Here is a 22825-nt window from a genome sequence, read left to right as displayed (position 1 = left end):
TTACACTTGACTTCATTATTCTAAAAATTCAAAAATCACATTATAAAGTAAACGTTTACAAATAGTTTGAAGATAAAGGAGGAATGTATCATGATGGATACACAATTAACTTTAGATTCTATGATTAAACGAACGGAGCAGTATTTTCCTAAGAAGGAAGTTATTTCTCGGACCCAAATAGGAGTGCAAACATTCACTTATAAAGAGATAGTAAGTAGAATGAAACGATTAGGAAGTGTACTTGAATCCTTGGGAGTAAAGAAAGGTGATCGTGTCGGAACATTTGCATGGAATCATCATCGCCACTTAGAAGCATATTTTTCCGTTCCTAGTATAGGTGCTGTTCTACACACGATAAATATCCGACTATCTCAAGAACATCTGATTTATATTATAAACCACGCAGAAGACAAAGTATTATTAATCGATGAAGATCTCCTACCACTAATAGAAAGTATTAAAGATGAATTAAATACTGTAGAAGCTTTTGTTGTCATGACAGATAATGAAACACTCCCAGGAACCTCCCTACAACCAGTTTATTCCTATGAAGAATTATTAGATAAGGCGGAAAGTACCTATGAATTTTCTGCAGAAATTGAAGAAAATGATCCTGCAGGGATATGTTATACATCTGGTACTACAGGAAAGCCAAAAGGTGTAGTGTATTCCCATCGCGGGATCTATTTGCACAGTATGGCAGTAGGCATGAAAGATACAATTGGTTTATCCGAATCGGATATAATTTTACCAGTAGTTCCAATGTTCCATGCAAATGCTTGGGGTATGCCCTTTGCAGCAACATGGATGGGAACAACACAAGTTTTACCGGGTCCAAATATGACACCAAAGATAATTGCTGAAATGATAGAAAAATATAAGGTAACTTTTTCTGCAGGTGTTCCAACTATATGGTTAGGTTTATTAAAGGAACTTGAACAAGGTTCCTATAATACTAGTAGTTTACGCGCCTTATTATGTGGAGGATCGGCAGCACCTAAAGGGATGATTCATACGTATGAGTCAAAATATGGTATTCCATTTTTACATGGATATGGAATGACAGAAACATCTCCACTGGTCACAGTTACTCGAATTAAAAGTTATCAGACCGATCTTTCGGTTGATGAACGTTTAGAAATTCTCTCGAAGCAAGGTTTAGTGGTCCCAGGAATTGAAATAAAAGTTGTGAATGAAAATGGAGAAGTGCAGCCTAATGGTAAAGATATGGGTGAACTACTTATCCGTGGACCATGGATTGCAGATTCATATTATAAAGGGGATCGCAATTCGGACGCTTTTCAAGGTGGATGGTTACATACTGGTGACGTTGTGACCGTCGATGAGGAAGGTGTTGTTAAAATTGTAGATCGTACGAAAGATTTGATTAAGAGTGGTGGAGAATGGATTTCATCCGTTGATTTAGAAAATGCAATTATGGCACATGAATCTGTATTTGAGGCTTGTGTGGTTTCTGTTCCTGATCCAAAATGGCAGGAAAGACCTGTTGCTTGTATTGTCTTAAAAGATGAACCGCAACATCAAATTACGAAAGACGATATTATTGAATTTTTGCGACCACAGTTTGCTAAATGGTGGTTACCTGATGAAGTACTATTTATTGATGAAATACCGAAGACCTCTGTTGGTAAATTCCTAAAAGTAAAACTAAGGGAACAGGTTGAAAAGCAATTAACGTTATAGGCTTTTAATAAAATATAGCCAGTAATGTACGTTAAGTAAATAAAAAGGTATGAGGAATTTTATTCTCATACCTTTTTATATTCTATTAATAATAGGGTTGAATTTTTAGAATATTTACTTGACATTTAAAAAATGAACAAATAGAATTAATATTAAGAATTATTATGTTCCCAATGTCATAGAATTTTAGAAAAATGATACCGTTTTCATTAATCGAAATCACTATAAGGAGAGTGCCATATGGAAAGAAAGATATTAACAGAAGAACATGAAATTTTCAGACAGTCTGTACGAAAATTTTTAGAGAAAGAAGCAATACCATATTTGGAAGAATGGGAGAATGAAAAACAAGTACCAAGAACTTTCTGGAAAAAGGCAGCAGAGCAAGGCTTTGTAGCACCTGCAGTAGATGAGAAATATGGTGGACTAGGTGCAGATTTTGGTTATGCTGTTGTAATAGCTGAGGAATTTGAGAAAGTGGCAAGTGGAATAGGTGGAATTGGTCTTCATAATGATATAGTTATTCCTTATATCCAATCATTTGGTTCCGAGGAACAGAAGGAACGCTGGTTAACAAAAGCTACGACTGGAGATATGATTAGTGCTATTGCGATGACAGAGCCAGGTACGGGTTCAGACTTAGCAGCAGTGCGAACTACTGCTGTTAAAGATGGCGATAGCTATATTATTAACGGTGAAAAGACGTTTATTACAAATGGTTATTCTGCGGATTTAGTAATTGTTGTTTGCAAAACAGATACGAATGCAAATCCACCTCATAAAGGAATGAGCTTAATTGTCGTTGAAGAAGGAACACCAGGATTTAAGAAAGGTAAAAAACTGAATAAAGTTGGGCAACGTGCTAATGATACGAGTGAGCTAATATTCGAGGAAGTTCGCGTTCCACAGGAAAATTTGCTTGGAGAGGAAGGTAGAGGATTCTATTATTTAATGGAGAAATTACAGCAAGAACGATTAATGTGTTCCATCCAAAGTTTAGCCTCTGTTCAAAGAATGATAGATATAACCATTGATTATGTAAAAGAGCGGCAAGCATTCGGTAAAAGTATTAGTAAGTTTCAAAATACTCAGTTTAAAATTGCGGAAATGCAGACACAGGCCACTATTGGGCGAACTTTTGTAGATCGTTTAATTGTTGATCACATTGAAGGAAAAAATGTAGTGAATGAAGTTTCTATGGCAAAATGGTGGACAACAGATTTAGCACAGAACGTTGCGATTGAATGTATGCAACTTCATGGTGGGTATGGATATATGGAAGAATATGAGATTGCTAGAAGATACCGTGATGTGGGGGTAAATTCGATCTATGCAGGCTCAAATGAGATTATGAAGGTAATCATTGCAAAAAATATAGGTCTATAGCTGAGATAAATACGCCAATAATATTTTAGAAGTCAATAGTGAAAAAAGGAGAAATATTCGTATGCATGTATACGACTTATTTAAATTAAATGAAAAGACGGCCATAGTAACTGGTGGTGGAAGAGGTCTCGGGGCACAAATAGCTGAAAGTTTCGCTGAAGCGGGCGCTAATGTGGTAGTTTGCTCTAGAAACTTAGATGCATGTCAAGAAATGAGTGACAAGTTAAAAAAAATGGGTGTGGATTCCCTTGCTTTTGCTTGTGATGTTACAAAACAGGAAGATATTCAAAGAGTCGTTAGAGAAACATATAATCATTTTGGGAAAATAGACATTCTTGTTAATAATAGCGGAGCCTCTTGGGGGGCTCCCGTACTAGAAATGCCATTAAAGGCCTGGAATAAAGTAATGGATGTAAATGTAAACGGGGTTTTCCTTATGAGTCAAGAAGTGGGGAAAATAATGGTTAATCAAAAACAAGGAAAGATTATAAATATAGCATCTGTTGCAGGATTAACAGGAGCTGATCCAAGTTATTTAGACGCAATAGGTTACAATGCTAGTAAGGGAGCGGTAGTAAACTTTACTAGGGATTTAGCAGCGAAGTGGGGACAGTATAATATCAATGTAAATGCAATAGCTCCTGGCTTTTTTCCTACTAAGATGTCTAAAGGGGTACTTGAGCAAGCAGAGGAAAAAATCTTAGAACTCACTCCATTAAATAGATTAGGAAACAATGCAGATTTAAAGGGCTCAGCATTGTTCCTAGCTTCTGATGCTTCTAATTATGTAACTGGAACAATATTAGCAGTAGATGGTGGAATGCACGCAGTATAAATTTAAATATTCCCTGAACAATGCAATTCGTTGTTTCAGGGAATTTCTATATTATCGTTATAAATATTTATAATCTTCATAATATACTTTACAATAGTTTTTAAAACATATAGAATTAAAATATCAAATTACCGTTCATCTATATTGTAACCGCTATCAAAAACTTCATTACATTGATTAACATTTCCGTTATCTTACTATAAATCAACCATAAGAAAACTATTAATAAATATGAAAAACATAAGAATTCTATTGTAATATCCCATTTTATAAAACTTGAATTATCATTCAAGTTTTAAATAATAATCTATTTATTAAAGGAGTGGTAACAAGTGAAATATGAGGAGCTTGTAAGTAAGTATTCGTGGGATGAAATCAAATCGTATTACGATGGGAATCCTAATGGAGAAATGAACATTGCGAATGAAATATGTGATCGTTGGGCTACTAATCCAAATAGAGTTGCAATTTACTGGGAAGATGAAACGGGTAAAAAAGAAGAGTGGACTTTTGCTAAGTTAAAAGAAAAGTCTGATAGAATGGCTAATGGACTGAAATCAATGGGTATTAATAAAGGAGATCGTGTTGCAGGTCTTTTGGGAAAAGATATGGAGTTAGTTATCACTATTTTAGCTACTTTTAAAATAGGAGCTATCTATGTCCCCTTATTTACTGCCTTTGGTCCAGATGCGATCATGCACCGATTAACAGATGTAGGAGTAAGTTTACTTCTTACAAATAAAGAACAAGTAAGCAAATTAAAAGATCAGAAGTTATCATTTGAAATACTTTTAGCTGATGGCATTACAAAAGATGGAAAAACCTTTTGGGAATTTGTAGATTCATTTTCAAGTGATTATGTAATAGAAAAAACTTTAGGTAATGATACTGCTATTATTCAATACACATCAGGAACAACAGGTTTACCTAAAGGAGCTATAGCTAAGCATAAAAGTGTATATAGCCTTTTTCCTTATTATAAATTTGCCTTAAACATAGAAGAGGATGATATCTTTTACGGTGGGGCTGACTTAGGTTGGTCTTTCGGATTAGTAGCATGTACAATAGGTCCATTAAATTTTGGTGCTAAAGTTGTTCTTTATAAAGGCCCATTCGAAGCAGAAAAAGTCTACCAGATTTTAGATGAATATCAAGTAACAAATTTTGCATATGCACCAACTGCATACCGTATGATGATGGCTTTAGGTGTAGAAACATCAAAAAAATATAATGTAAAAGTAAGGAAATTTAGTAGTGCGGGTGAACCACTAGATGGTGAAGTAGTAAAATTTTTTAAGCAAAATTTTGGAAGAGCAATATATGACCACTATGGTGCTACAGAGATAGGGATGATTGTAAATAACTACAATATTACAGATATGGAAGTAAAACCAGGGTCAATGGGTTTACCTATCCCTGGATATAACATTGCATTAGTAGATGGACAGGGGAATCCTGTTAATCAAGGAGAAGCAGGACAAATAGCACTAGATATTTCAAATGAGATCACTGGTTTTGGGGGCTATTGGAATAATTCCGAAAAATTAAAAGAGAAAATGCTTGGGAATTTGTTTTTATCTGGCGATCTGGCCAGAAAAGATGAAGATGGCTATTTTTGGTTTCAAGGCCGTGCAGACGATGTGATTTCAAGTGCAGGTTATCGGATCGGACCAACAGAAGTAGAGGCCAGTTTAATGGAACATCCTGCAGTATTAGAAGCAGCAGCTATAGGTAAACCAGATAAAACAAAAGGTGAAATTGTAAAGGCATTTATTGTTCTAAATGAAGATTATGAACCATCTGAAGAACTTAAAGAAGAGTTAAGTTTATTTGTTAAGAACAAGCTATCCAAACATCAATATCCTAGGGAAGTTGAATTTATTAATGAATTTCCTAAGACTCAAAGTGGTAAGACACAACGTTATTTATTGAAGAAACGGGAGTATGAAAATTATTCGCAAAGTTAAATAAAAGTATTAATTCTAGATATTAAGATAATTTCGGAGGGGGAGCTTTTCATGCAACTTATCCAGAACACTTATAAGGTGTTAATATTAATTCTTCTTCTTCTTTTTGTGTCTGCCTGTGCAGAAAGTGAATCCACTAGTGGGAATAGTGAAGAGAATAAATCAACGAATGGCAATGCACAAGGAGTTACGGACGATAAGATTATAGTTGGAACTTCAGCACCGCAAACTGGTCCAGTTGCTATATATGATAATGTCCGGAAAGGAATACAATCCTATATTGATTATGTAAATGAGAATGGAGGAGTAAATGGTAGGGAAATTGAGTTAATTGCTTATGACGATCAATATCAACCATCAAAATCACTACAAAATGCACAAAGGTTAATTGAAGAAGATAAAGTTTTTGCTTTAATAGGTCCAATAGGAACAGCTAACATTAATGCAGCTCAATCTCTATTAGTTGAATCTGGAATTCCTGTAGTTGGGTTAAATACTGGCGCCGACAAGTTTGTAAACCCTCCAATTGAGAATTTTTTTGCGACACAATTTAACTATAAAATTGAATCTAAAATGCTCGTAGATTATGCGATTAACAAACTTAATGCTAAAAAAGTTACTTTAGTTTATCAAAATGATGATTTTGGAATGGACAATCTAACGTATGCAAAAGAAGCTTTGGAAGAATTTCCCGAAGTAGAAATTGCAGCAGAAGTTCCATTTCTTGCGTCAGATACGGATTTTTCATCACATACCCAAAAGGTTTTAAATTCTGAACCAGATGCAATCCTTATGTTTAGCACACCTGCACCTGCAGCACAGTTACGGAAGGAATTATACAATATGAATGCTACAGACATACCTTTTATTGTTAATACTACTGGTGGTGCAGATTTAAATCAGTTTAATGTAGCAGGTGAAGAAGTTTGGGAAGGAGTCATAACTTCTACAAACGTAGCAATTGATGAAAGTCAAGTAGTTGATTATGACTTGTATGCTGAAAGGATAACTAGTGATTATTCTGAAGATACTATCGGATTTTTGACAGCAGGGGGCTGGAGTACTGGGAAAATCTTTGTGGAAGCATTGGAACGTGCTGGGGATGATTTATCATGGGATAACTTTATAAATACTATGGAAACCTTCGATGGCTGGGAGGAAACATTTTACCCTGAGGTAACTTATACTCCCGAACATAGGTATGGCATGACTACCCTATATATTGTAGAAGCAAAGGATAATGATTTATCTTTATTAGAACAAGTTTATTATAATCCAGATACAGAGGAAGTTGTATATCAATAGAAATAGTAGAAGTATAAATTAATATAGTTCTTTAAAGTGGAAATGTATGAAGGGAAGAATGGGTTAACTTAGAATGATAAAATTTTAAGTATTATGCTAATAATTTGTTCGATCATTCAGACAGAGAAAAAAGATGTAAAATTAAATCTTTAATAGGAATCAAAGACTTCCACACCACATTATGGGATGGAAACTAAGAAAAGCTGGACGGATTATACCATCTTATTTTAACTCAAATAAATGAAAAACAAATCTCAGTTTTATATCTCCAAAAGGCTAGTTGCTCAATTTAAATTGATTATCGATCCCATTATTGCTTGAGATTAGAAGTAAATTCGGATGAGTACAGATCCGAGTCATACGCCTTTCAACTATGATCAATTTGGTAATATACAAAAGAAAATTTTTTAAGAATAAGAAATATGAAAAACTAGTGGAAAATTATAATAAGAAATTACTTATCAACATTATTTTCAGAATGTTAGGACTACGAAGAGTGGGGTAATTGAGTACAGAATATTATATTCGTTATTTAGACCAAAAAACTACTAAGGAGCAATGAAGAATGAAAACATTAAATAGGTTATTTGTATTACTATTTGTTATTGTAATGTTATTTTTTGTAACTGCCTGTGCGCAGAATGGAACAACAGTGGAGAGTAGTGGCCAAAACGATAATAGTTCTAATAGTTCAAAGTATGCACAAGGTGTAACAGATGATGAGATTATTGTTGGAAATTCAGCACCGCAAACTGGACCTGTTGCCGACTATGATAATGTACGAAAAGGGATGCAGGCATACTTTAACCATTTAAATGAAAATGGTGGTATTAATGGAAGAGAGATTACACTTATTGCCTATGATGATGAATACCAACCTTCAAAAACTTTACAAAACATGCAGAGATTAATTGAAGAGGATAAGGTGTTTTCCTTGTTGGGGGCACTTGGTACTGCAAATATTAATGCTTCACAATCTCTTTTAGAAGAATCAGGTGTACCTGTTGTTGGTTTGGCTACTGGAGCAAATAAATTTGTAGAACCACCTATCCCTACTTTTTTTGCAACAACCTTTAATTACAAAATAGAAACAAACATGATGGTCCATTATACAGCTGATAAACTTGATGCTAAAAAGGTGGTGCTTTTATATCAAAATGATGATTTTGGTATAGATAATTTAACATATGCAAAAGAGGCTTTAGAAGAATTTCCAGAAATTGAAATTGCAGAAGAGATTCCATTTCTTGCTTCTGATGTAGATTTTTCCAGTCATACACAAAAGATAATAGATGCTGATCCTGATGTAATTCTCATGTTTTCTACACCAAGTCCTGCTGCACATTTAAGGAAAGAAATGTATAACAGAAATCTAACTGAGATTCCTTTTTTTGTGAATAGTAATGGAGGAGCAGATATGCACCAATTTGAGGTGGCTGGAGAGGAAGTTTGGGAAGGAATAATTACAACTAAGTACACAGCGGTTGATAAAAGTGAAGTTGTCGATTATGACTTGTATGTGGAGCGTATGAAGAAAGATTTTTCAGAGTCTGATTTAGGTTTTCTATCCGAACAGGGCTGGAGTATGGCTAAGATATTTGCAGAAGGTGTTAAGCGTTCGGGTGACGAATTAACATGGGAGAATTTTCTTTCTCAAATGAATACATTTGAGAATTGGGAAGAAACATTCTACCCATCTATTACGTATACTCCAGAACATCGTTATGGAAATACAACTCTATTTATAGTGGAAGCAATAGACGGCAATCACTCATTATTACAGAGAATGCATTATGATATTGAAACTGAGAAAGTAACTTATGAATAAAGGAAGGTAAGTAAAAAAGAACAGGGCTCATGTCTCTGTTCTTCTTTAAATGAATAATGTATAAAAATATATATTTGCATTTTGAAATGAACCCAATTACATTATTGCTTTTTTTATGAAGACAGGCCAGTGTAGTTTCTGTTATAAAGATAAAATTTTCTCCATCATCTCAAAATTATTTGATGTATTTATTATTTCGGCAGTATCTCCAATTCATTTTCAAAGGAGAGGTTAAAAGTGAAATATGAAGAACTTATAAAACAATTCTCATGGAATGAAGCAGAGAAGGAGTTTTCTGGAAACCCAAATGGAGTATTTAATATTGCTTATGAGATTTGTGACCGTTGGGCAAAAGATCCAAACCGAGTTGCAATCCAATGGGAAGATATATCAGGTGAAAGAGAAGAGTGGACCTATAAGAAATTAAAAGAAGAATCTGATCGAATGGCTAATGCTATGAAATCAATGGGAATTAAAAAAGGAGACCGTATAGCAGGGCTATTAGGAAAAGAGATGGAACTAGTTATTATGTTTATTGCCACTTGGAAAATTGGTGCAGTATATGTCCCATTATTTACTGCTTTTGGTCCGGATGCAATATTACACCGGATAAAAGATTGTGGAGTAAAACTACTATTAACAAATGAAGAACAAAAAAGGAAACTAGAAGGAATAGATATATCATTTGAAGTACTATTAGCTGATGGACTAACGGATGACGGAAAAACATTTTGGGAGTATGTACATTCATTTTCGTGTAATCATGAAATAGAAAAAACGTTAGGCGACGAACCAGCTATTATTCAATATACATCAGGAACAACGGGGTTACCAAAAGGGGCAATCATGAAACAGAAATCTTTATTCAGTATTTATCCTTATTTTAAATATGCTATGCACATAGAAGAAGAAGATATTTTCTTTGGCGGTCCTGACTTAGGGTGGGCGTTCGGATTAATTGCTTGTACACTTGGTCCATTAAAATTTGGTGCAAGAGTTGTCCTTTATAACGGAAGATTCGATGTAGAAAAATTATATCAAGTTTTTGAGAGATACCATGTTACAAGCCTTGCATATACTCCAACAGCTTATCGTATGATGATGGCAGCCAGAACGGTAATACTAAAAAAGTATAGGATAAAAATAAGTAAGTTTAGTAGTGCAGGTGAGCCATTAGATGGTGAGGTAGTAAAATTTTTTGAGAAAAACTTTGGTAGAGCGATATATGATCATTATGGTTCTACAGAAACTAGTAATATAGTGAACAACTATAATATTGTTGATATGAAGATAAAGCCCGGGTCTATGGGATTGCCACTTCCAGGATATCAGGTTGTATTAATTGATGAAAAAGGTAACCTTGTTAAAAGGGGAGAGACTGGTCAAATAGCAGTTGAAACTAATAGAGAAAAAGCATGTTTTGGGGGGTATTGGAATAACGATGAGAAATTAAAAGAAAAGATATTGGGTAAATGGTTATTAACAGGTGACCTTGCCAAACAGGATGAGGAAGGTTATTTTTGGTTTCAAGGCCGTGCTGATGATATTATTTCTAGTGCTGGTTATAGGATTGGACCAACTGAGGTGGAGGCAAGTCTTATGGAACACCCCGTTGTGTTAGAAGCGGCAGTAGTAGGAAAGCCAGATGGAATAAAGGGAGAAATAGTAAAAGCATTTATTGTTCTAAATGATATGCACGAGCCTTCTGAAGACCTCAAACAAGAGTTGAGCTTATTTGTAAAAAATAAACTTTCTAAACATCAGTATCCAAGAGAAATAGAATTTTTAAAAGAATTACCTAAAACGCAAAGTGGAAAAATCCAACGGACTTTATTAAAGAGAAGAGAGTATGAAAAATGAAAGAATTAAAAGCAAAGATTTAAAAAAAATTTGGGGCGTTCTAATTAAGATAGAGGAGCAGATAACGAAATTGATAATCTGCTCTTTGTACAAAATGTAATACAAAAACATTCTTCGGTAAATCAAGTAGCAGTTTTCGGTGTTCCACATAGTGATTGGGGCGAAGCGGTCATGGCTATGGTTGTTTTAAAACCCAAACAAAATGTTAATGAGGAAGAAATAATTGAATATTGTAAAAGGAACCTTTCAAAATATAAATGTCCAAAAGAAATTCGGTTCATTGATTCTTTACCTACTACTCCATATGGGAAAATTGATAAAAAAGTGCTAAGAAAACCGTATTGGGAAAATAGTGGACGAAAGTTTTAGTATAAAGAGGAATGTAAAACGTACCATTTTATTTCTACTAAATTAATTTAATTAAACTACTTACATAGTGTGAAGCATGATGATGTTTATTTACATACATTACCACTGTTTCATGCGAATCGTTGGGGCAGTGTTTGGACAATTACCGCTACTAAGAGCAACCCGCTTGCTTAAGAAAAGTAGACTCTCTAAAAATTTTGAACGTAGTTGATGAAAAGGGGCTGCTTTGTGGTGCTCCAACAGTAGTAATTGTACTTATTAATGGTCCAATTTCATAATATGTTTATATAGGAGGGATGGCTTTATGGTCAATACTCTGGAATTAGATGCCGTAGTAGTAGGTGCTGGATTTTACGGAATATATATGACTCATTTATTGCGAGAAGGGGGATATTCTGTTTGCTTATATGAAGCAGGGGAAGAGGTTGGTGGTACTTGGTATTGGAATCGCTACCCTGGGGCACGATGTGATACGCCGAGCGAGTTTTATAGTTATACTTTTTCAGAAGAACTGTACAAAGGTTGGATTTGGTCCTCTTTTTATCCAGAGCAGTCGGAAATATTAGATTATATGAAATACGTAGTAGATAAGCTAGATCTTCGCCGCGATATTCAGTTTAATAGTAGAGTTAAATCAGCAGAATATGATGAGAGTATAAATAGGTGGAGAATCCATTTAAATGAAAGCGCTATCCTAGCTAAATACTATTTTCCAGCAATTGGTGGTCTTAGTACCATTCATACGCCTAATATTAAAGGTTTGGAGAACTTTGTGGGTGAAAAATATCATACTAGTCGATGGCCGCATGAAAAAGTAGATTTGAAAGGAAAACGAATAGGTGTTATTGGAACAGGTTCTAGTGGTGTTCAATCCATTATAGAAACTGCGAATGAGGCAGCTCATGTCACTGTTTTTCAACGCACAGCACAGTATGTTTTACCTGTTAAGAACCCTTTACTTACGGAGAAAGAGATAAAAGAAATAAAGGATAATTTTTCTTCTTTAAGGAAGCGAGTTCGGGCGCATCCTACCGGCATGCCTTCCTTTCCTATATTAAGGAATTATTCTGCACTTGATGATACACCAGAGGAACGAAATCGATTTTACGAACAACTTTGGGAGGAAGCCAATGGGTTTCAATTTTTATTTGCATATAACGATTTAATGTTAAATGAAAAGGCGAATAATACGTTAACAGAATTTTTACGAAAGAAGATAAGAGAAATTGTTAACGATCCAGAAACAGCAGACAATTTACTCCCCAATTATCTTATTGGAGGAAAGCGTCCTGTTGTAGCTATTGATTATTTTGAAACCTATAATCGTGATAATGTTTCATTAGTAAATTTAAAGAAAACACCATTTATTGAAGGTACAGAAAGAGGTTTACGAACGACGGAAAAGGAACATGAACTGGATATAATTATTTTTGCAAGTGGCTTTGATGTAGGAATTGGTCCAATTAGAGATGCGAATATCCGTGGTAGAAACGGGTTACTATTGAATGAAAAGTGGGAAAATGGTGCAAATCTAAAAACTTTTGTTGGAGCATGTAACCATGGATTTCCGAATATGTTTTTACTAGGGGGTTGCCATTATCCATTAGGGGTTAACGTCCCACCAATTGCAGAATTAATGGTTAAGCGGATTTACGATTGTTTAACATACTTTAAAGAAAAAGGTGTTAATGTAATTGAGGCTACGACTGTAGCAGAAGAATCCTGGACCAATCTTATAAATGAAATAGGAGAAATGTCTTTCTATTCAAAGGTTGATAGTTGGTTTAATGGTGCAAATATTGAAGGGAAACCGCGAACCATTTTGGGTTATGCTGGAGATTTTCTTATGTATCAGGAACAAATATCTAAGGCAATGGATGAATACAACGGATTTACTGCTTCTTCGAGAGAAATAGATATGTAAACGGATAATTTTTTAGAGGAGGAGTAATAAATGAAATCTAGTAAACTAGATGACCTTCTAACAAAAGTAGTTGCGGATTCTGATGTTCCAGGTGTTGTTGCTTATGTAGCAGGTGATGATGAGGTTATTTATGAAGGAACTTTTGGAAAGCGGAATGTAGCTAATGGTGAAATGATGACTACGGACACGGTTTTTTGGATTGCTTCCATGACGAAAGCAGTTACCTCTGTTGCTGCCATGCAATTAGTTGAGCAGGGAAAACTGATTCTGGATCAACCATTAAATAAAATACTTCCCGAACTAAATGAAACAGAAGTAATGGTTGGAACGGATGACAATGGCGAACCAATTCTTAGAAATCCTAAAGGGCAAATTACATTGCGTCGCTTATTAACACATACAGCTGGATTTACGTATCATTTCAGTAATGAAAATACGGTGAAGTATATTAAGGCGAAAAACTTAGATATGAGAGAAGGGCAAAATGAATCGCTGTTGACTCCACTTGCCTTTGATCCCGGTGAAAAATGGGAATATGGCATTAATATTGATTGGGTAGGGAAGGCTATAGAAGCTGTTTCGGGAAAGAATTTAAGAACATATTTTCAAGAATATATTTTTACACCATTAGGAATGACGGATACGGATTTCGTAATTCAAGCTGAACAACGTGAGCGACTAGTAAGTATGCATGTACGTAACGTAGATGAATTAGCTCCAATTCCATTCGAAATCCCACAAGAGCCTGAATTTTTTATGGGTGGTGGGGGGTTGTATTCTACGGCAAGAGACTACACGACATTTTTGCAGATGATCCTTCATGGTGGTATATATAATGGAAAGCGAATACTAGAAACGGAAACAGTTAAAGAAATGTGTAAAAACCAAATTGGAGAATTTAATGTAACAACGATGAAAAGTGTTAATCCAACTTTAGCAAATGAATATGAAGCTTTTCCAGATATGATTAAAAAATGGGGGCTTGGCTTCCTTATAACGACAGAAGATGCTAAAGGAAGAAGAAAGGCTGGAAGTTTATCTTGGGCTGGTTTGGGAAATACTTTCTTTTGGATAGATCCAACAAGTAGGATTACTGCAGTGATTTTAACACAACTTTTACCATTTGCAGATCAAAGAGTTTTGGATCTATTAGATAAGTTTGAAGCAAAAATATATGAGTTAATTAATGAGAAATCTATGCAAGATAATTAATCTGAATCGTTTTAAAATAAGATACGGCAATACTTTGGAATAGAATGAAAATGGAAGGTGTCAACAAAGAAGGATTTAAAAAACAGTACTAGAATATGATGAAGCGCTTAATAAAGATGTTTCTTTCAAGCCAATTAAAAAATGAACAGTAGGTTTAGATGTACTAAAATAAATGGGGTAATTACATTAAATGATTGAGTTGAACTAGTTACGAAAATTATACTTAATGAGAGTATACAAAATTAATTGACTTTTAAGTATTTATTTTTTAAAATGATAGTGTAATCGTTCTCATTCTTAATTTAGTATGTTTAAAAATTTATATTCAGAAGTAACTCCACCCGGGAAAAATTCAAAACTGGGTGGATTTTTAGTTTTACTTAATTGGACAATCAGGAAAATAAAATGCTTAGGAGTGGATAATCATGCTATTAACAGAACAACAAGAAATGATTCAAAAAGTTGCTCGTTTAATTGCGAAAGATCACATCGAACCACGAGCAGCGGAAGTAGATCGAACTGGAGAATTCCCTTGGGATAATGTTCGAGTCATGGCTGAAAATGGTCTGTTTGGAGTCCATGTACCAGAGGAATACGGTGGTGTTGGAGGTGACATGATTAGTCATGTAGCCGTAGTGGAAGAAATCGCCAAAGTATGTGCCTCGACTTCCGTAATCAATACAACACAAGCATTAGCCATGGCGCCTTTTTTAATTGCTGGTAATGAAGAACAAAAGAAAAAGTACATACCACTACTAGCAGAAGGGAAAATCTTGGGTTCTTTTGGAATAACAGAACCAGGCGCAGGTTCTGATGTTTCCAGTGCTAAAACGATGGCTGTCCGAGAGGGTGATGACTACATCATCAATGGTCAAAAGATATTTATAACCAATGCTGGGCTTTCTGAAGTATATGTAATCGTAGCTCGTACTTCGGAGGATCGAACGAAAGGAATTTCCTTATTTATTGTGGAAAAAGGGACACCAGGTCTCAGCTTTGGAAAAGAAGAAGATAAAATGGGAATTCGAGGATCCGTTACAAGAGAAGTAATTCTCGAGAATGTACGAGTTGGCAAGGGAAATCTGATAGGAGGAGAAAATGAAGGGTTCAAGATCCTAATGAATGTATTTAATGAGACAAGGCCTGTGATTGGTGCACAAGCAACTGGAATTGCACAGGGGGCTTTTGACTATTGCTTAAATTATGTGAAGGAAAGAAAGCAGTTTGGAAGACCAATAAGTACGTTCCAAATGGTTCAATCAGAAATTGCAAATATGGCAATGAAAATTGAATCTTCCAGACTACTAGTTCAAAAAGCAGCAGAAATGCTAGATAGAAAGGATCCAAATGTGATTCGTTATGCTTCGATGGCAAAATGTGTTGCATCGGATACAGCAATGGAAGTAACAACCAATGCGGTTCAATTACTTGGTGGATACGGATATATCAAAGATTATCCAGTAGAACGAATGATGCGTGATGCAAAAATTACACAAATCTATGAGGGAACGAATCAAATACAGAGGGTTATTATTGCAAATCAACTTTTAAAGTAAGAAAGGGACTAAACTTATGAGTCTAAAAGATTAATCAGCAATCATCACCGGCGGTGCCAAGGGAAGGGGCCTACTAACCGTTATAAGTTCCTAGAAAAATGAGCAATATTGTACCGTTCGATCTGAATGGAATGATATTGCAACAAGTATAAAAGAAAAGAAATTTGAGCCAGTTAATGACGTTTGTTGGTGATGTAACGAATAAAGAAGCCATCGGGCAACAAAGAAAATGCCTAAGCAAGTTTAGGATTCCATGAAAGAAAATCAGTTCTAGGACAATTGGAAGAGCCAGAAGATATTGTGAATGCCTATGCTTTTTTAGCATCAGACGAGGCGAAATATATTACTGGAACAGTCTTACATGTAGATGGTGGTACGGTTATTTAATAGCAGAAAATAGTTAGGAGGAATACGATGAAAGCTGTTGTTTTGAAAGATAGAGTAAAACCAGGTGAAGAGATGGCTCCATTATATTTGGAAGAAGTGGTGACGCCAAGACCAAATAAGGGAGAAGTTCTCATTCGTCTTCGGAATGCGGCCCTAAATAGGAGGGATGTTTTCATTCGATACGGGCTTTATCCAGGTATTAAAGTCCCCTCGATACCAGGAGCGGATGGAGCAGGAATCATAGAGGAATTAGGAGAAGGAGTAGAAGGATTAAAACTTGGTAGTGAAGTAGTTATCAACTCTGCACTTTATTGGGGGAACAACCCGGACTATCCATCTAAAGAACATAGAGTATTAGGAGTTCCAGATGATGGTACGTATGCCCAATATGTAAAAGTTCCTGCTGAAAATGTATTTTTGAAACCAAAGCATCTTACTTTTGAAGAAGCAGCGGCTATTCCATTAGGAGGTTTAACAGCGTATCGTTCTGTTGTAACGAAAGGACAAGTGAAAAAAGGTGATACAGTTATCATTCCTGGAATTGGCGGGGGTGTAGCAACATTTGCTCTCCAAATAGCTGTAGCTCAAGGTGCTAGGGTATTTGTTACATCAAGTAGTGATAAAAAAATAGAACAAGCCGTTGCATTGGGAGCAGTAGGGGGAGTTAATTATGGCTCGGAAACTTGGGTGAAGGAAATGAAAGAATTATCTGGTGGTGCTGATGTTTCAATAGATAGTATCGGGGGAGATACTTTTAATGATTTAGTCAGCCTTGCCAAACCAGCTAGTAAGATTGTTAGTTTTGGAGCTACTTTAGGTCCTGTGAAAAACGTAGTAATGCCTAGAATCTTCTTTAAGCAAATGCAAATTCTTGGGTCAACAATGGGTACACCAAATGAATTTGCAAGTATGCTATCTCTTTATGAAGAGCAACAATTAAAGCCCGTGATAGATAAAGTTTATCCTCTTGAAGAAATTGAAGAAGCGCATAAACAAATGGATAAAGGGAATTCATTTGGTAAAATTGTTATTTCTATTCCATAAATATATATGAAGTTAGATAATAATAAATAAAATATGGAAGTGAGGGTTTGAAAACTCTTACCTCCATATTTAAATTAAGTTTTTCTATTTTCTAAACCTACTTAAGTCCGGATAACCAGTTATTTCCCAGCCCCCATCAACAACTAAACTTGTTCCATTAATATAGCTTGCATCTTCTGTTAATAGAAATAATGATGGAGCAGCAATTTCTTCTGGACTAGCTGGACGATTCATCGGGATTCTTTCCATAAATGCATCTTTTATTTCAGGCTTAGAGTTGAACTTTCTAGTGAGTGGAGTATCAACTAATCCTGGTAAAATAGCATTTACCCGTATATTATAACGGGCTAGTTCTAAAGCAGCGTTCTTAGTTAACATTTCTACTGCTGCTTTTCCGGATGCATATGCACCACCAGCATACATAGGGACATGGGCATTAAGAGAAGAAATGTTTATGATTACTCCATTATGTTGCTTTTTCATTTGTTGTCCTTGGTGTTTGATTCCTAAGAAGACACTATTTAATACGAGGTCAATTGTAAATCTCCAATCTTCTTCTGGTTGATCGATAATGGTGCCTGGTTTACTTCCACCGGCAACATTTAGTGCATAATCAAGTTTACTAAACTTCTCAGTTGCCATTTTTACTATTTTAATATGGTCTTCTTCCTTTGTTACATCAGCTTTTACACCAATAAAAGAATCACCAAATATTTCTTTGAGGTTTTGAAGGCTTGCTTCATTAATATCCGCACCAATCACAGTTCCCCCTTCTTTAATAAATTGCTCTGTTATTGCATAGCCAATTCCTGAAGCGGCACCAGTTATAATGGCAACTTTATTTTCAAATTTATCCATCTCTACCCTTCCCCCTGAAATCTAGTCTTATTATCAATATATTGAATGTAATCTTATTTTTCAAATAAATAGATAAACTATAGTTTTGACTTTTCTGATATATTAAAATGGAAGGAACACGCATATGCAATAATAAAAATAGTCAAGGAGTGAAAACCAATGAAAAACTTTGCTACCTTCCGCTCACCACAAACAATAAACTACGGCCAAAAAGCATTTAAAACAGTAGGAAAAGAAGCATCACTTCGTGGGAAGAAAGCACTAATCATCAGTGATAACGTAATGAATGACCTCGGTTATGTGAGTGAATGCAGAGATTATCTTGTAAGAGCAGATGTTGAAAGCGTTGCTTATCTAGGGGTGAAGTCGGAACCAACTGATGAATACGTTGCTCAAGGCTTAGAAAAGTTTCAAAAAGAAAAGTGTGATGTGATTATTTCGCTTGGCGGTGGAAGCTGCATTGATACAGCAAAAGCAATTGCTGTACTTGGAACCAATGGAGGATATATTGGAGACTATATGGGGGAGAAGAAAATTGCTGCTCGGAAACCAATCGCACATATAGCTATCCCTACCACAGCTGGCACAGGCTCTGAAGCCACAGACGCAACGATTATCACGAATACCTCAAATGATGTCAAGATGATGATTAAACAACCGGCATTCATGCCTGAGGTGGCAATTGTTGATCCAGCTTTGAGTGCATCCTCGCCAAAGTCTGTTACTGCTGCAACAGGTGTGGATGCGTTAAGTCATGCAATTGAAGCTTATATTTCAAGGAGAGCACATCCAATGGCAGACAGGCTGGCACTTTCCGCGATGGAGTTAATCGTTCATAATTTAAAGCCTGCCTATGAGGATGGAAAAAATATGAATGCAAGAGAAGCTATGTCATTAGGAGCATTGCAAGCTGGGATGGCTTTTTCAAATTCCTCTGTGTGTTTAGTTCATGGTATGTCGAGGCCAATTGGAGCGCTATTCCATGTTCCGCACGGATTTTCAAATGCAATGCTTTTGCCCGCAGTACTTGAATTTAGTAAAGAAGCCTGTATAGAACGTCTAGCAGATTTGGGAAGATTTTTTGAATCGGAAACAACAAATCTCTCTGATACCGAGGCAGCAAATGTGGCAGTTATAGCTGTGAAGAAACTATGCTTGGACTTAAATATTCCTAATTTGAAAGGATGGGGAATTGATAAGGATTTATTTGTAAACGTTACCAGCAAAATGGCAACAGATGCTTTAGCAAGTGGAAGTCCGCAAAATAATCCGAGAGTACCTACCCAAAAAGAAATCGAAGAACTTTATCAAGGTTGTTATGATTATCAGTTTTCGGATGAAAGTAAAGTCAGATAATTGAAGAAGTATTGGGGATAGAGAAACTGTTTTGAAAGCTTAGTACAGTTTTAGAGACAAATAAGTACAGCAATCTTATTTGAAAGGAGTTAGAAAATGAACCAATTTATCTCTCCAAAAAAAATCTACCATGGTGAAGGAGCAATAGATAGGTTAGATAAAATCATTAAAGATCTAAATGCTAAAAAGGTCTTCCTACTGACAGACCCGGTGCTTCAAGAACTTGGCCACCTTGATTACATTCTAGAAAAATTAAAAAAAAGCCAAGTATCGATTGAAATCTGTACAGATGTTGTTCCAGAGCCGTCACTACATATTGGGAATAAGATTATAGAGAAGGTAAGGAATAGTGGCGTAGATTTGGTTGTTGGTATTGGTGGAGGAAGTGCGCTGGATTTGGCAAAAGCAGCAGCCGTACTTGCCGAAAATCAGGAAATAGTGGAGGACTACTTAAATTTAACCGGGAAAAAGCAGTTAGAAAAGAGAGGCCTGCCAAAAGTGCTAATTCCTACTACAGCTGGAACAGGTGCTGAAGTAACGGATATTGCTGTGTTTTCCTTAGAAGATACTAAAGATATACTCACCCATGAGTTTTTGCTTGCTGATTATGCCATAGTTGATCCTGCTTTCACTTATACGTTACCACCAAGAGTAACGGCAGCAAGCGGAGTGGATGCTTTAACACATGCAATAGAGGCATATACTTCCATTAATGCAACTCCTTTAACGGATGCTTTAGCAATAGAAGCAATGGAGAAAATAGCAAAAAATATAAGAACAGCAGTATGGAATGGAGGAGATAAGAAAGCAAGAGAGGAGATGTCTATAGGTAGTTTACTAGCAGGATTAAGCTTTTTTAACGCAGGGGTTGCTGGTGTTCATGCCCTTGCATATCCATTAGGTGGGTTGTTTAAAATACCACATGGTGAGTCAAATGCTGTGCTGCTTCCTTATGTATATGATCATATTTGGCCTGCCTGTATGAAAAAGATGGTTAGGATAGGGAATGTTTTGCACCTCCCAACAGATGGAAAAAGTGAAAGAGACATTGCTATCGATGTTGTTAAACATATACAGAATTTAATACAGGATGTTGGGTTACCGACTTCTTTAAGTAAATATAATATTGAAGCTAAAGATATCGAGCGACTAGTGGAAAATGGAATCGAGCAGAAGCGACTGTTAAGCCGAAGCCCAAAGATACTAAACAAGGGTGATATTAGAGAAATCTACCAATCAGCATATGAGGGCAAATTAACAAGTAATTAGACATAATCTCATAGGGGGAAGTTCGATGTATAAAAAAGTAATAGAACCAAGAGTATCCGAAACGGATGGAGTTGGTCACATTAATAATACAACTATTCCAGTTTGGTTAGAAGCAGCGCGTAATCCAATATTTAAACTCTTTACACCAGATGATTCCTTTGCTCATTGGAAAATGATTATCTTAAATATGAATGTTGATTACTTGAATCAAATCTACTTTGGAAAAAATGTGGAAGTATACACTTGGGTAAAGAGAATAGGCAATTCGAGTCTTGAATTATATGAAGAGATTCATCAAGAAGGGAATATCTGTGTGAAAGGTTCGGTAGTTTATGTGAATTATAATGTTGAAAAACAAGTATCTGAATCAATACCCCAAGAAATCAGGGTGCAGTTGGAAGAACATTTACTATTAAATAGTATAGAATCTTAATACCTAGAATCCGGTGACATTATCGTTTACTAAAAATCTATGAAAATATTGGGTTAAATTGGGTTTACTGCAGAATGAACGGTAGATGAAACTAAAATCTTTGAAACGAGTCCCTGTCAAAGTCGTAGACGTGATTATCATAGTAGTAGAAAAGGAGTGATAACATGTTTAACAAAATTTTAATTGCAAATCGCGGAGAAATCGCTTCCCGAATCATTCGAACCTGTAAGCGAATGGGCATCCAAACAGTCGCAATCTATTCCGAAGCTGATAAGGATGCACCACACGTCTCACATGCGGACGAAGCATATCTTATTGGCAAGCCAAGGGTAAATGAGAGTTATTTAAATATCGAAAAGATCATTGAGGTTGCAAAAGAGTCGCGCGCTGAAGCTGTTCATCCGGGTTATGGTTTATTATCAGAGAATCCACATTTTTCCAATGCATGCGTGGAAGCAGGACTCATTTTTATAGGTCCATCAGGGACGGTTATTGCTCAAATGGGAAGTAAAATAGAAGCAAGAAAAACAATGGAAGCTGCCAATGTTCCCCTTGTTCCAGGGATAAATTATGCACTCCAAGATAACAAGGAAGCAGCCAAAGTTGCTGCGGCAATTGGATATCCTCTTATGTTAAAAGCCTCATCTGGTGGCGGTGGGATCGGGATGCAGGTAGTGAACAATCAAGAAGAACTCATGAAGGCTTTTGAAGGAAATCAGAAGCGTGCAATGGACTTCTTTGGAGACGGCGCCATGTATCTTGAAAAATTCATTGGAAATCCGCGTCACATTGAAATTCAAATTCTTGCAGATCAACATGGCAATATCATCCACTTAGGGGAGAGAGAATGCTCGATTCAACGAAGGAATCAAAAAGTCATCGAAGAAGCACCGTCTCCATTCCTTGATGAGGAAACAAGAATTAGAATGGGGGAAGCTGCAGTTCAAGCAGCGAGGTCCATTGGCTATACTAATGCTGGTACGATTGAATTTATTGTAGACGAAAACAAGAACTTTTTCTTTTTAGAAATGAACACACGTTTACAAGTAGAACATCCGATAACAGAGGAGATAACGGGGATAGATCTTGTCGAAAAGCAAATTCGTGTGGCAGCTGGAGAAGCTTTATCCCTTAAACAAACTGATGTTACATATAAGGGGCATGCAATAGAAGCGCGGATTTATGCGGAGGATCCGACAACTTTTTTCCCGTCCCCGGGTAAAATCAGCTACTTAGAAACACCTGAAGCACCTCACATTCGCCATGAATTAGCGATTCATAGTAATTCCCAGGTAACGCCTTTTTATGATCCAATGATTGCAAAACTTATCGTAAAGGCTGAAACAAGGGAGGAAGCGATTAAGTATATGGCAGATGCACTAAAAGAATATAAAATTAAAGGGATTAAGACAAATATCCCAATGTTAATCAATACTATCCTACACCCTGCATTTCTACGAGGGGAGACCACTACTGATTTTGTGAAAAAATACTTATCCTGAAACCTAGAGTCCTACTAGAAATCCTTAAAG

17 protein-coding genes and 1 pseudogene are annotated in these 22825 nt (G+C 35.9%); 17 read left to right on the top strand and 1 reads right to left on the bottom strand.

The window, feature by feature from the left end; all coding sequences use genetic code 11:
* The first annotated feature begins 90 nt into the window (after positions 1-90).
* The 13 genes and pseudogenes from D8M04_RS06410 to D8M04_RS06350 all read left to right on the top strand — a co-directional run bounded on the left by D8M04_RS06410 (position 91) and on the right by D8M04_RS06350 (position 17377).
* Positions 91-1704 carry a long-chain fatty acid--CoA ligase gene (locus D8M04_RS06410; protein ID WP_187695413.1) on the top strand — a complete coding sequence of 538 codons (1614 nt, stop codon included), beginning with the start codon at positions 91-93 and terminating at the stop codon, positions 1702-1704.
* Between the two features lie 240 nt (positions 1705-1944).
* Positions 1945-3090 (top strand): acyl-CoA dehydrogenase family protein, encoded by a 1146-nt coding sequence (locus D8M04_RS06405; RefSeq protein WP_121522078.1) that lies wholly within the window; start codon positions 1945-1947, stop codon positions 3088-3090.
* 61 nt (positions 3091-3151) lie between these two features.
* Positions 3152-3925 (top strand): SDR family oxidoreductase, encoded by a 774-nt coding sequence (locus D8M04_RS06400; RefSeq protein ID WP_121522077.1) that lies wholly within the window; start codon positions 3152-3154, stop codon positions 3923-3925.
* Positions 3926-4257: 332 nt separating this feature from the next.
* Positions 4258-5892 (top strand): acetate--CoA ligase, encoded by a 1635-nt coding sequence (locus D8M04_RS06395; RefSeq protein ID WP_246001138.1) that lies wholly within the window; start codon positions 4258-4260, stop codon positions 5890-5892.
* A 51-nt stretch (positions 5893-5943) separates the two neighbouring features.
* The gene (locus D8M04_RS06390; protein ID WP_121522076.1) at positions 5944-7197 is read left to right on the top strand and encodes an ABC transporter substrate-binding protein; all 1254 of its coding nucleotides are present in this window, start codon (positions 5944-5946) and stop codon (positions 7195-7197) included.
* A gap of 565 nt (positions 7198-7762) precedes the next feature.
* Positions 7763-9025 (top strand): ABC transporter substrate-binding protein, encoded by a 1263-nt coding sequence (locus tag D8M04_RS06385; protein WP_121522075.1) that lies wholly within the window; start codon positions 7763-7765, stop codon positions 9023-9025.
* A 237-nt stretch (positions 9026-9262) separates the two neighbouring features.
* Positions 9263-10885, top strand: coding sequence for an acetate--CoA ligase (locus D8M04_RS06380; RefSeq protein ID WP_121522074.1), 1623 nt, complete (start codon positions 9263-9265; stop codon positions 10883-10885).
* 69 nt (positions 10886-10954) lie between these two features.
* Positions 10955-11254: an AMP-binding enzyme gene (locus D8M04_RS06375; RefSeq protein ID WP_121522073.1), complete on the top strand. Its 300-nt coding sequence runs from the start codon at positions 10955-10957 to the stop codon at positions 11252-11254.
* A gap of 304 nt (positions 11255-11558) precedes the next feature.
* Positions 11559-13178 (top strand): flavin-containing monooxygenase, encoded by a 1620-nt coding sequence (locus tag D8M04_RS06370; RefSeq protein ID WP_121522072.1) that lies wholly within the window; start codon positions 11559-11561, stop codon positions 13176-13178.
* 30 nt (positions 13179-13208) lie between these two features.
* Positions 13209-14390 (top strand): serine hydrolase domain-containing protein, encoded by a 1182-nt coding sequence (locus D8M04_RS06365; protein ID WP_121522071.1) that lies wholly within the window; start codon positions 13209-13211, stop codon positions 14388-14390.
* A gap of 425 nt (positions 14391-14815) precedes the next feature.
* On the top strand, positions 14816-15946 hold the full coding sequence (locus tag D8M04_RS06360; RefSeq protein WP_121522070.1) for an acyl-CoA dehydrogenase family protein: 1131 nt from the start codon (positions 14816-14818) through the stop codon (positions 15944-15946).
* 264 nt (positions 15947-16210) lie between these two features.
* A pseudogene (locus tag D8M04_RS06355) lies at positions 16211-16333 on the top strand (SDR family oxidoreductase); the annotation flags it as partial.
* Between the two features lie 27 nt (positions 16334-16360).
* Positions 16361-17377 (top strand): zinc-binding dehydrogenase, encoded by a 1017-nt coding sequence (locus D8M04_RS06350; protein ID WP_121522069.1) that lies wholly within the window; start codon positions 16361-16363, stop codon positions 17375-17377.
* 84 nt (positions 17378-17461) lie between these two features.
* Here the strand turns inward: D8M04_RS06350 and D8M04_RS06345 are convergent, their stop codons facing one another.
* Positions 17462-18235, bottom strand: coding sequence for an SDR family NAD(P)-dependent oxidoreductase (locus tag D8M04_RS06345; RefSeq protein ID WP_121522068.1), 774 nt, complete (start codon positions 18233-18235; stop codon positions 17462-17464).
* Between the two features lie 159 nt (positions 18236-18394).
* Here D8M04_RS06345 and D8M04_RS06340 point away from each other — a divergent pair, with 159 nt between their 5' ends.
* The 4 genes from D8M04_RS06340 to D8M04_RS06325 all read left to right on the top strand — a co-directional run bounded on the left by D8M04_RS06340 (position 18395) and on the right by D8M04_RS06325 (position 22795).
* On the top strand, positions 18395-19591 hold the full coding sequence (locus D8M04_RS06340; protein ID WP_121522067.1) for an iron-containing alcohol dehydrogenase: 1197 nt from the start codon (positions 18395-18397) through the stop codon (positions 19589-19591).
* Positions 19592-19687: 96 nt separating this feature from the next.
* The gene (locus D8M04_RS06335) at positions 19688-20860 is read left to right on the top strand and encodes an iron-containing alcohol dehydrogenase (protein WP_121522066.1); all 1173 of its coding nucleotides are present in this window, start codon (positions 19688-19690) and stop codon (positions 20858-20860) included.
* A gap of 25 nt (positions 20861-20885) precedes the next feature.
* Positions 20886-21293 (top strand): acyl-CoA thioesterase, encoded by a 408-nt coding sequence (locus tag D8M04_RS06330; RefSeq protein WP_121522065.1) that lies wholly within the window; start codon positions 20886-20888, stop codon positions 21291-21293.
* Positions 21294-21457: 164 nt separating this feature from the next.
* On the top strand, positions 21458-22795 hold the full coding sequence (locus tag D8M04_RS06325) for an acetyl-CoA carboxylase biotin carboxylase subunit (RefSeq protein WP_121522064.1): 1338 nt from the start codon (positions 21458-21460) through the stop codon (positions 22793-22795).
* Positions 22796-22825: the final 30 nt, after the last annotated feature.

The organism is Oceanobacillus piezotolerans, assembly GCF_003665065.1.
In the GTDB taxonomy this organism is placed as follows: domain Bacteria; phylum Bacillota; class Bacilli; order Bacillales; family Amphibacillaceae; genus Oceanobacillus; species Oceanobacillus piezotolerans.
The sequence above is the reverse complement of the archived record's forward strand: the minus strand, read 5'-3'. Positions and strand labels throughout refer to the sequence as shown.

Bases quoted from the DNA above. Each gene is read 5' to 3' on its own strand.
- D8M04_RS06410 (WP_187695413.1), top strand. From the start codon at position 91: ATGATGGATACACAATTAACTTTAGATTCTATGATTAAACGAACGGAG.
- D8M04_RS06405 (WP_121522078.1), top strand. From the start codon at position 1,945: ATGGAAAGAAAGATATTAACAGAAGAACATGAAATTTTCAGACAGTCT.
- D8M04_RS06400 (WP_121522077.1), top strand. From the start codon at position 3,152: ATGCATGTATACGACTTATTTAAATTAAATGAAAAGACGGCCATAGTA.
- D8M04_RS06390 (WP_121522076.1), top strand. From the start codon at position 5,944: ATGCAACTTATCCAGAACACTTATAAGGTGTTAATATTAATTCTTCTT.
- D8M04_RS06385 (WP_121522075.1), top strand. From the start codon at position 7,763: ATGAAAACATTAAATAGGTTATTTGTATTACTATTTGTTATTGTAATG.
- D8M04_RS06370 (WP_121522072.1), top strand. From the start codon at position 11,559: ATGGTCAATACTCTGGAATTAGATGCCGTAGTAGTAGGTGCTGGATTT.
- D8M04_RS06365 (WP_121522071.1), top strand. From the start codon at position 13,209: ATGAAATCTAGTAAACTAGATGACCTTCTAACAAAAGTAGTTGCGGAT.
- D8M04_RS06360 (WP_121522070.1), top strand. From the start codon at position 14,816: ATGCTATTAACAGAACAACAAGAAATGATTCAAAAAGTTGCTCGTTTA.
- D8M04_RS06350 (WP_121522069.1), top strand. From the start codon at position 16,361: ATGAAAGCTGTTGTTTTGAAAGATAGAGTAAAACCAGGTGAAGAGATG.
- D8M04_RS06345 (WP_121522068.1), bottom strand. From the start codon at position 18,235: ATGGATAAATTTGAAAATAAAGTTGCCATTATAACTGGTGCCGCTTCA.
- D8M04_RS06340 (WP_121522067.1), top strand. From the start codon at position 18,395: ATGAAAAACTTTGCTACCTTCCGCTCACCACAAACAATAAACTACGGC.
- D8M04_RS06335 (WP_121522066.1), top strand. From the start codon at position 19,688: ATGAACCAATTTATCTCTCCAAAAAAAATCTACCATGGTGAAGGAGCA.
- D8M04_RS06330 (WP_121522065.1), top strand. From the start codon at position 20,886: ATGTATAAAAAAGTAATAGAACCAAGAGTATCCGAAACGGATGGAGTT.
- D8M04_RS06325 (WP_121522064.1), top strand. From the start codon at position 21,458: ATGTTTAACAAAATTTTAATTGCAAATCGCGGAGAAATCGCTTCCCGA.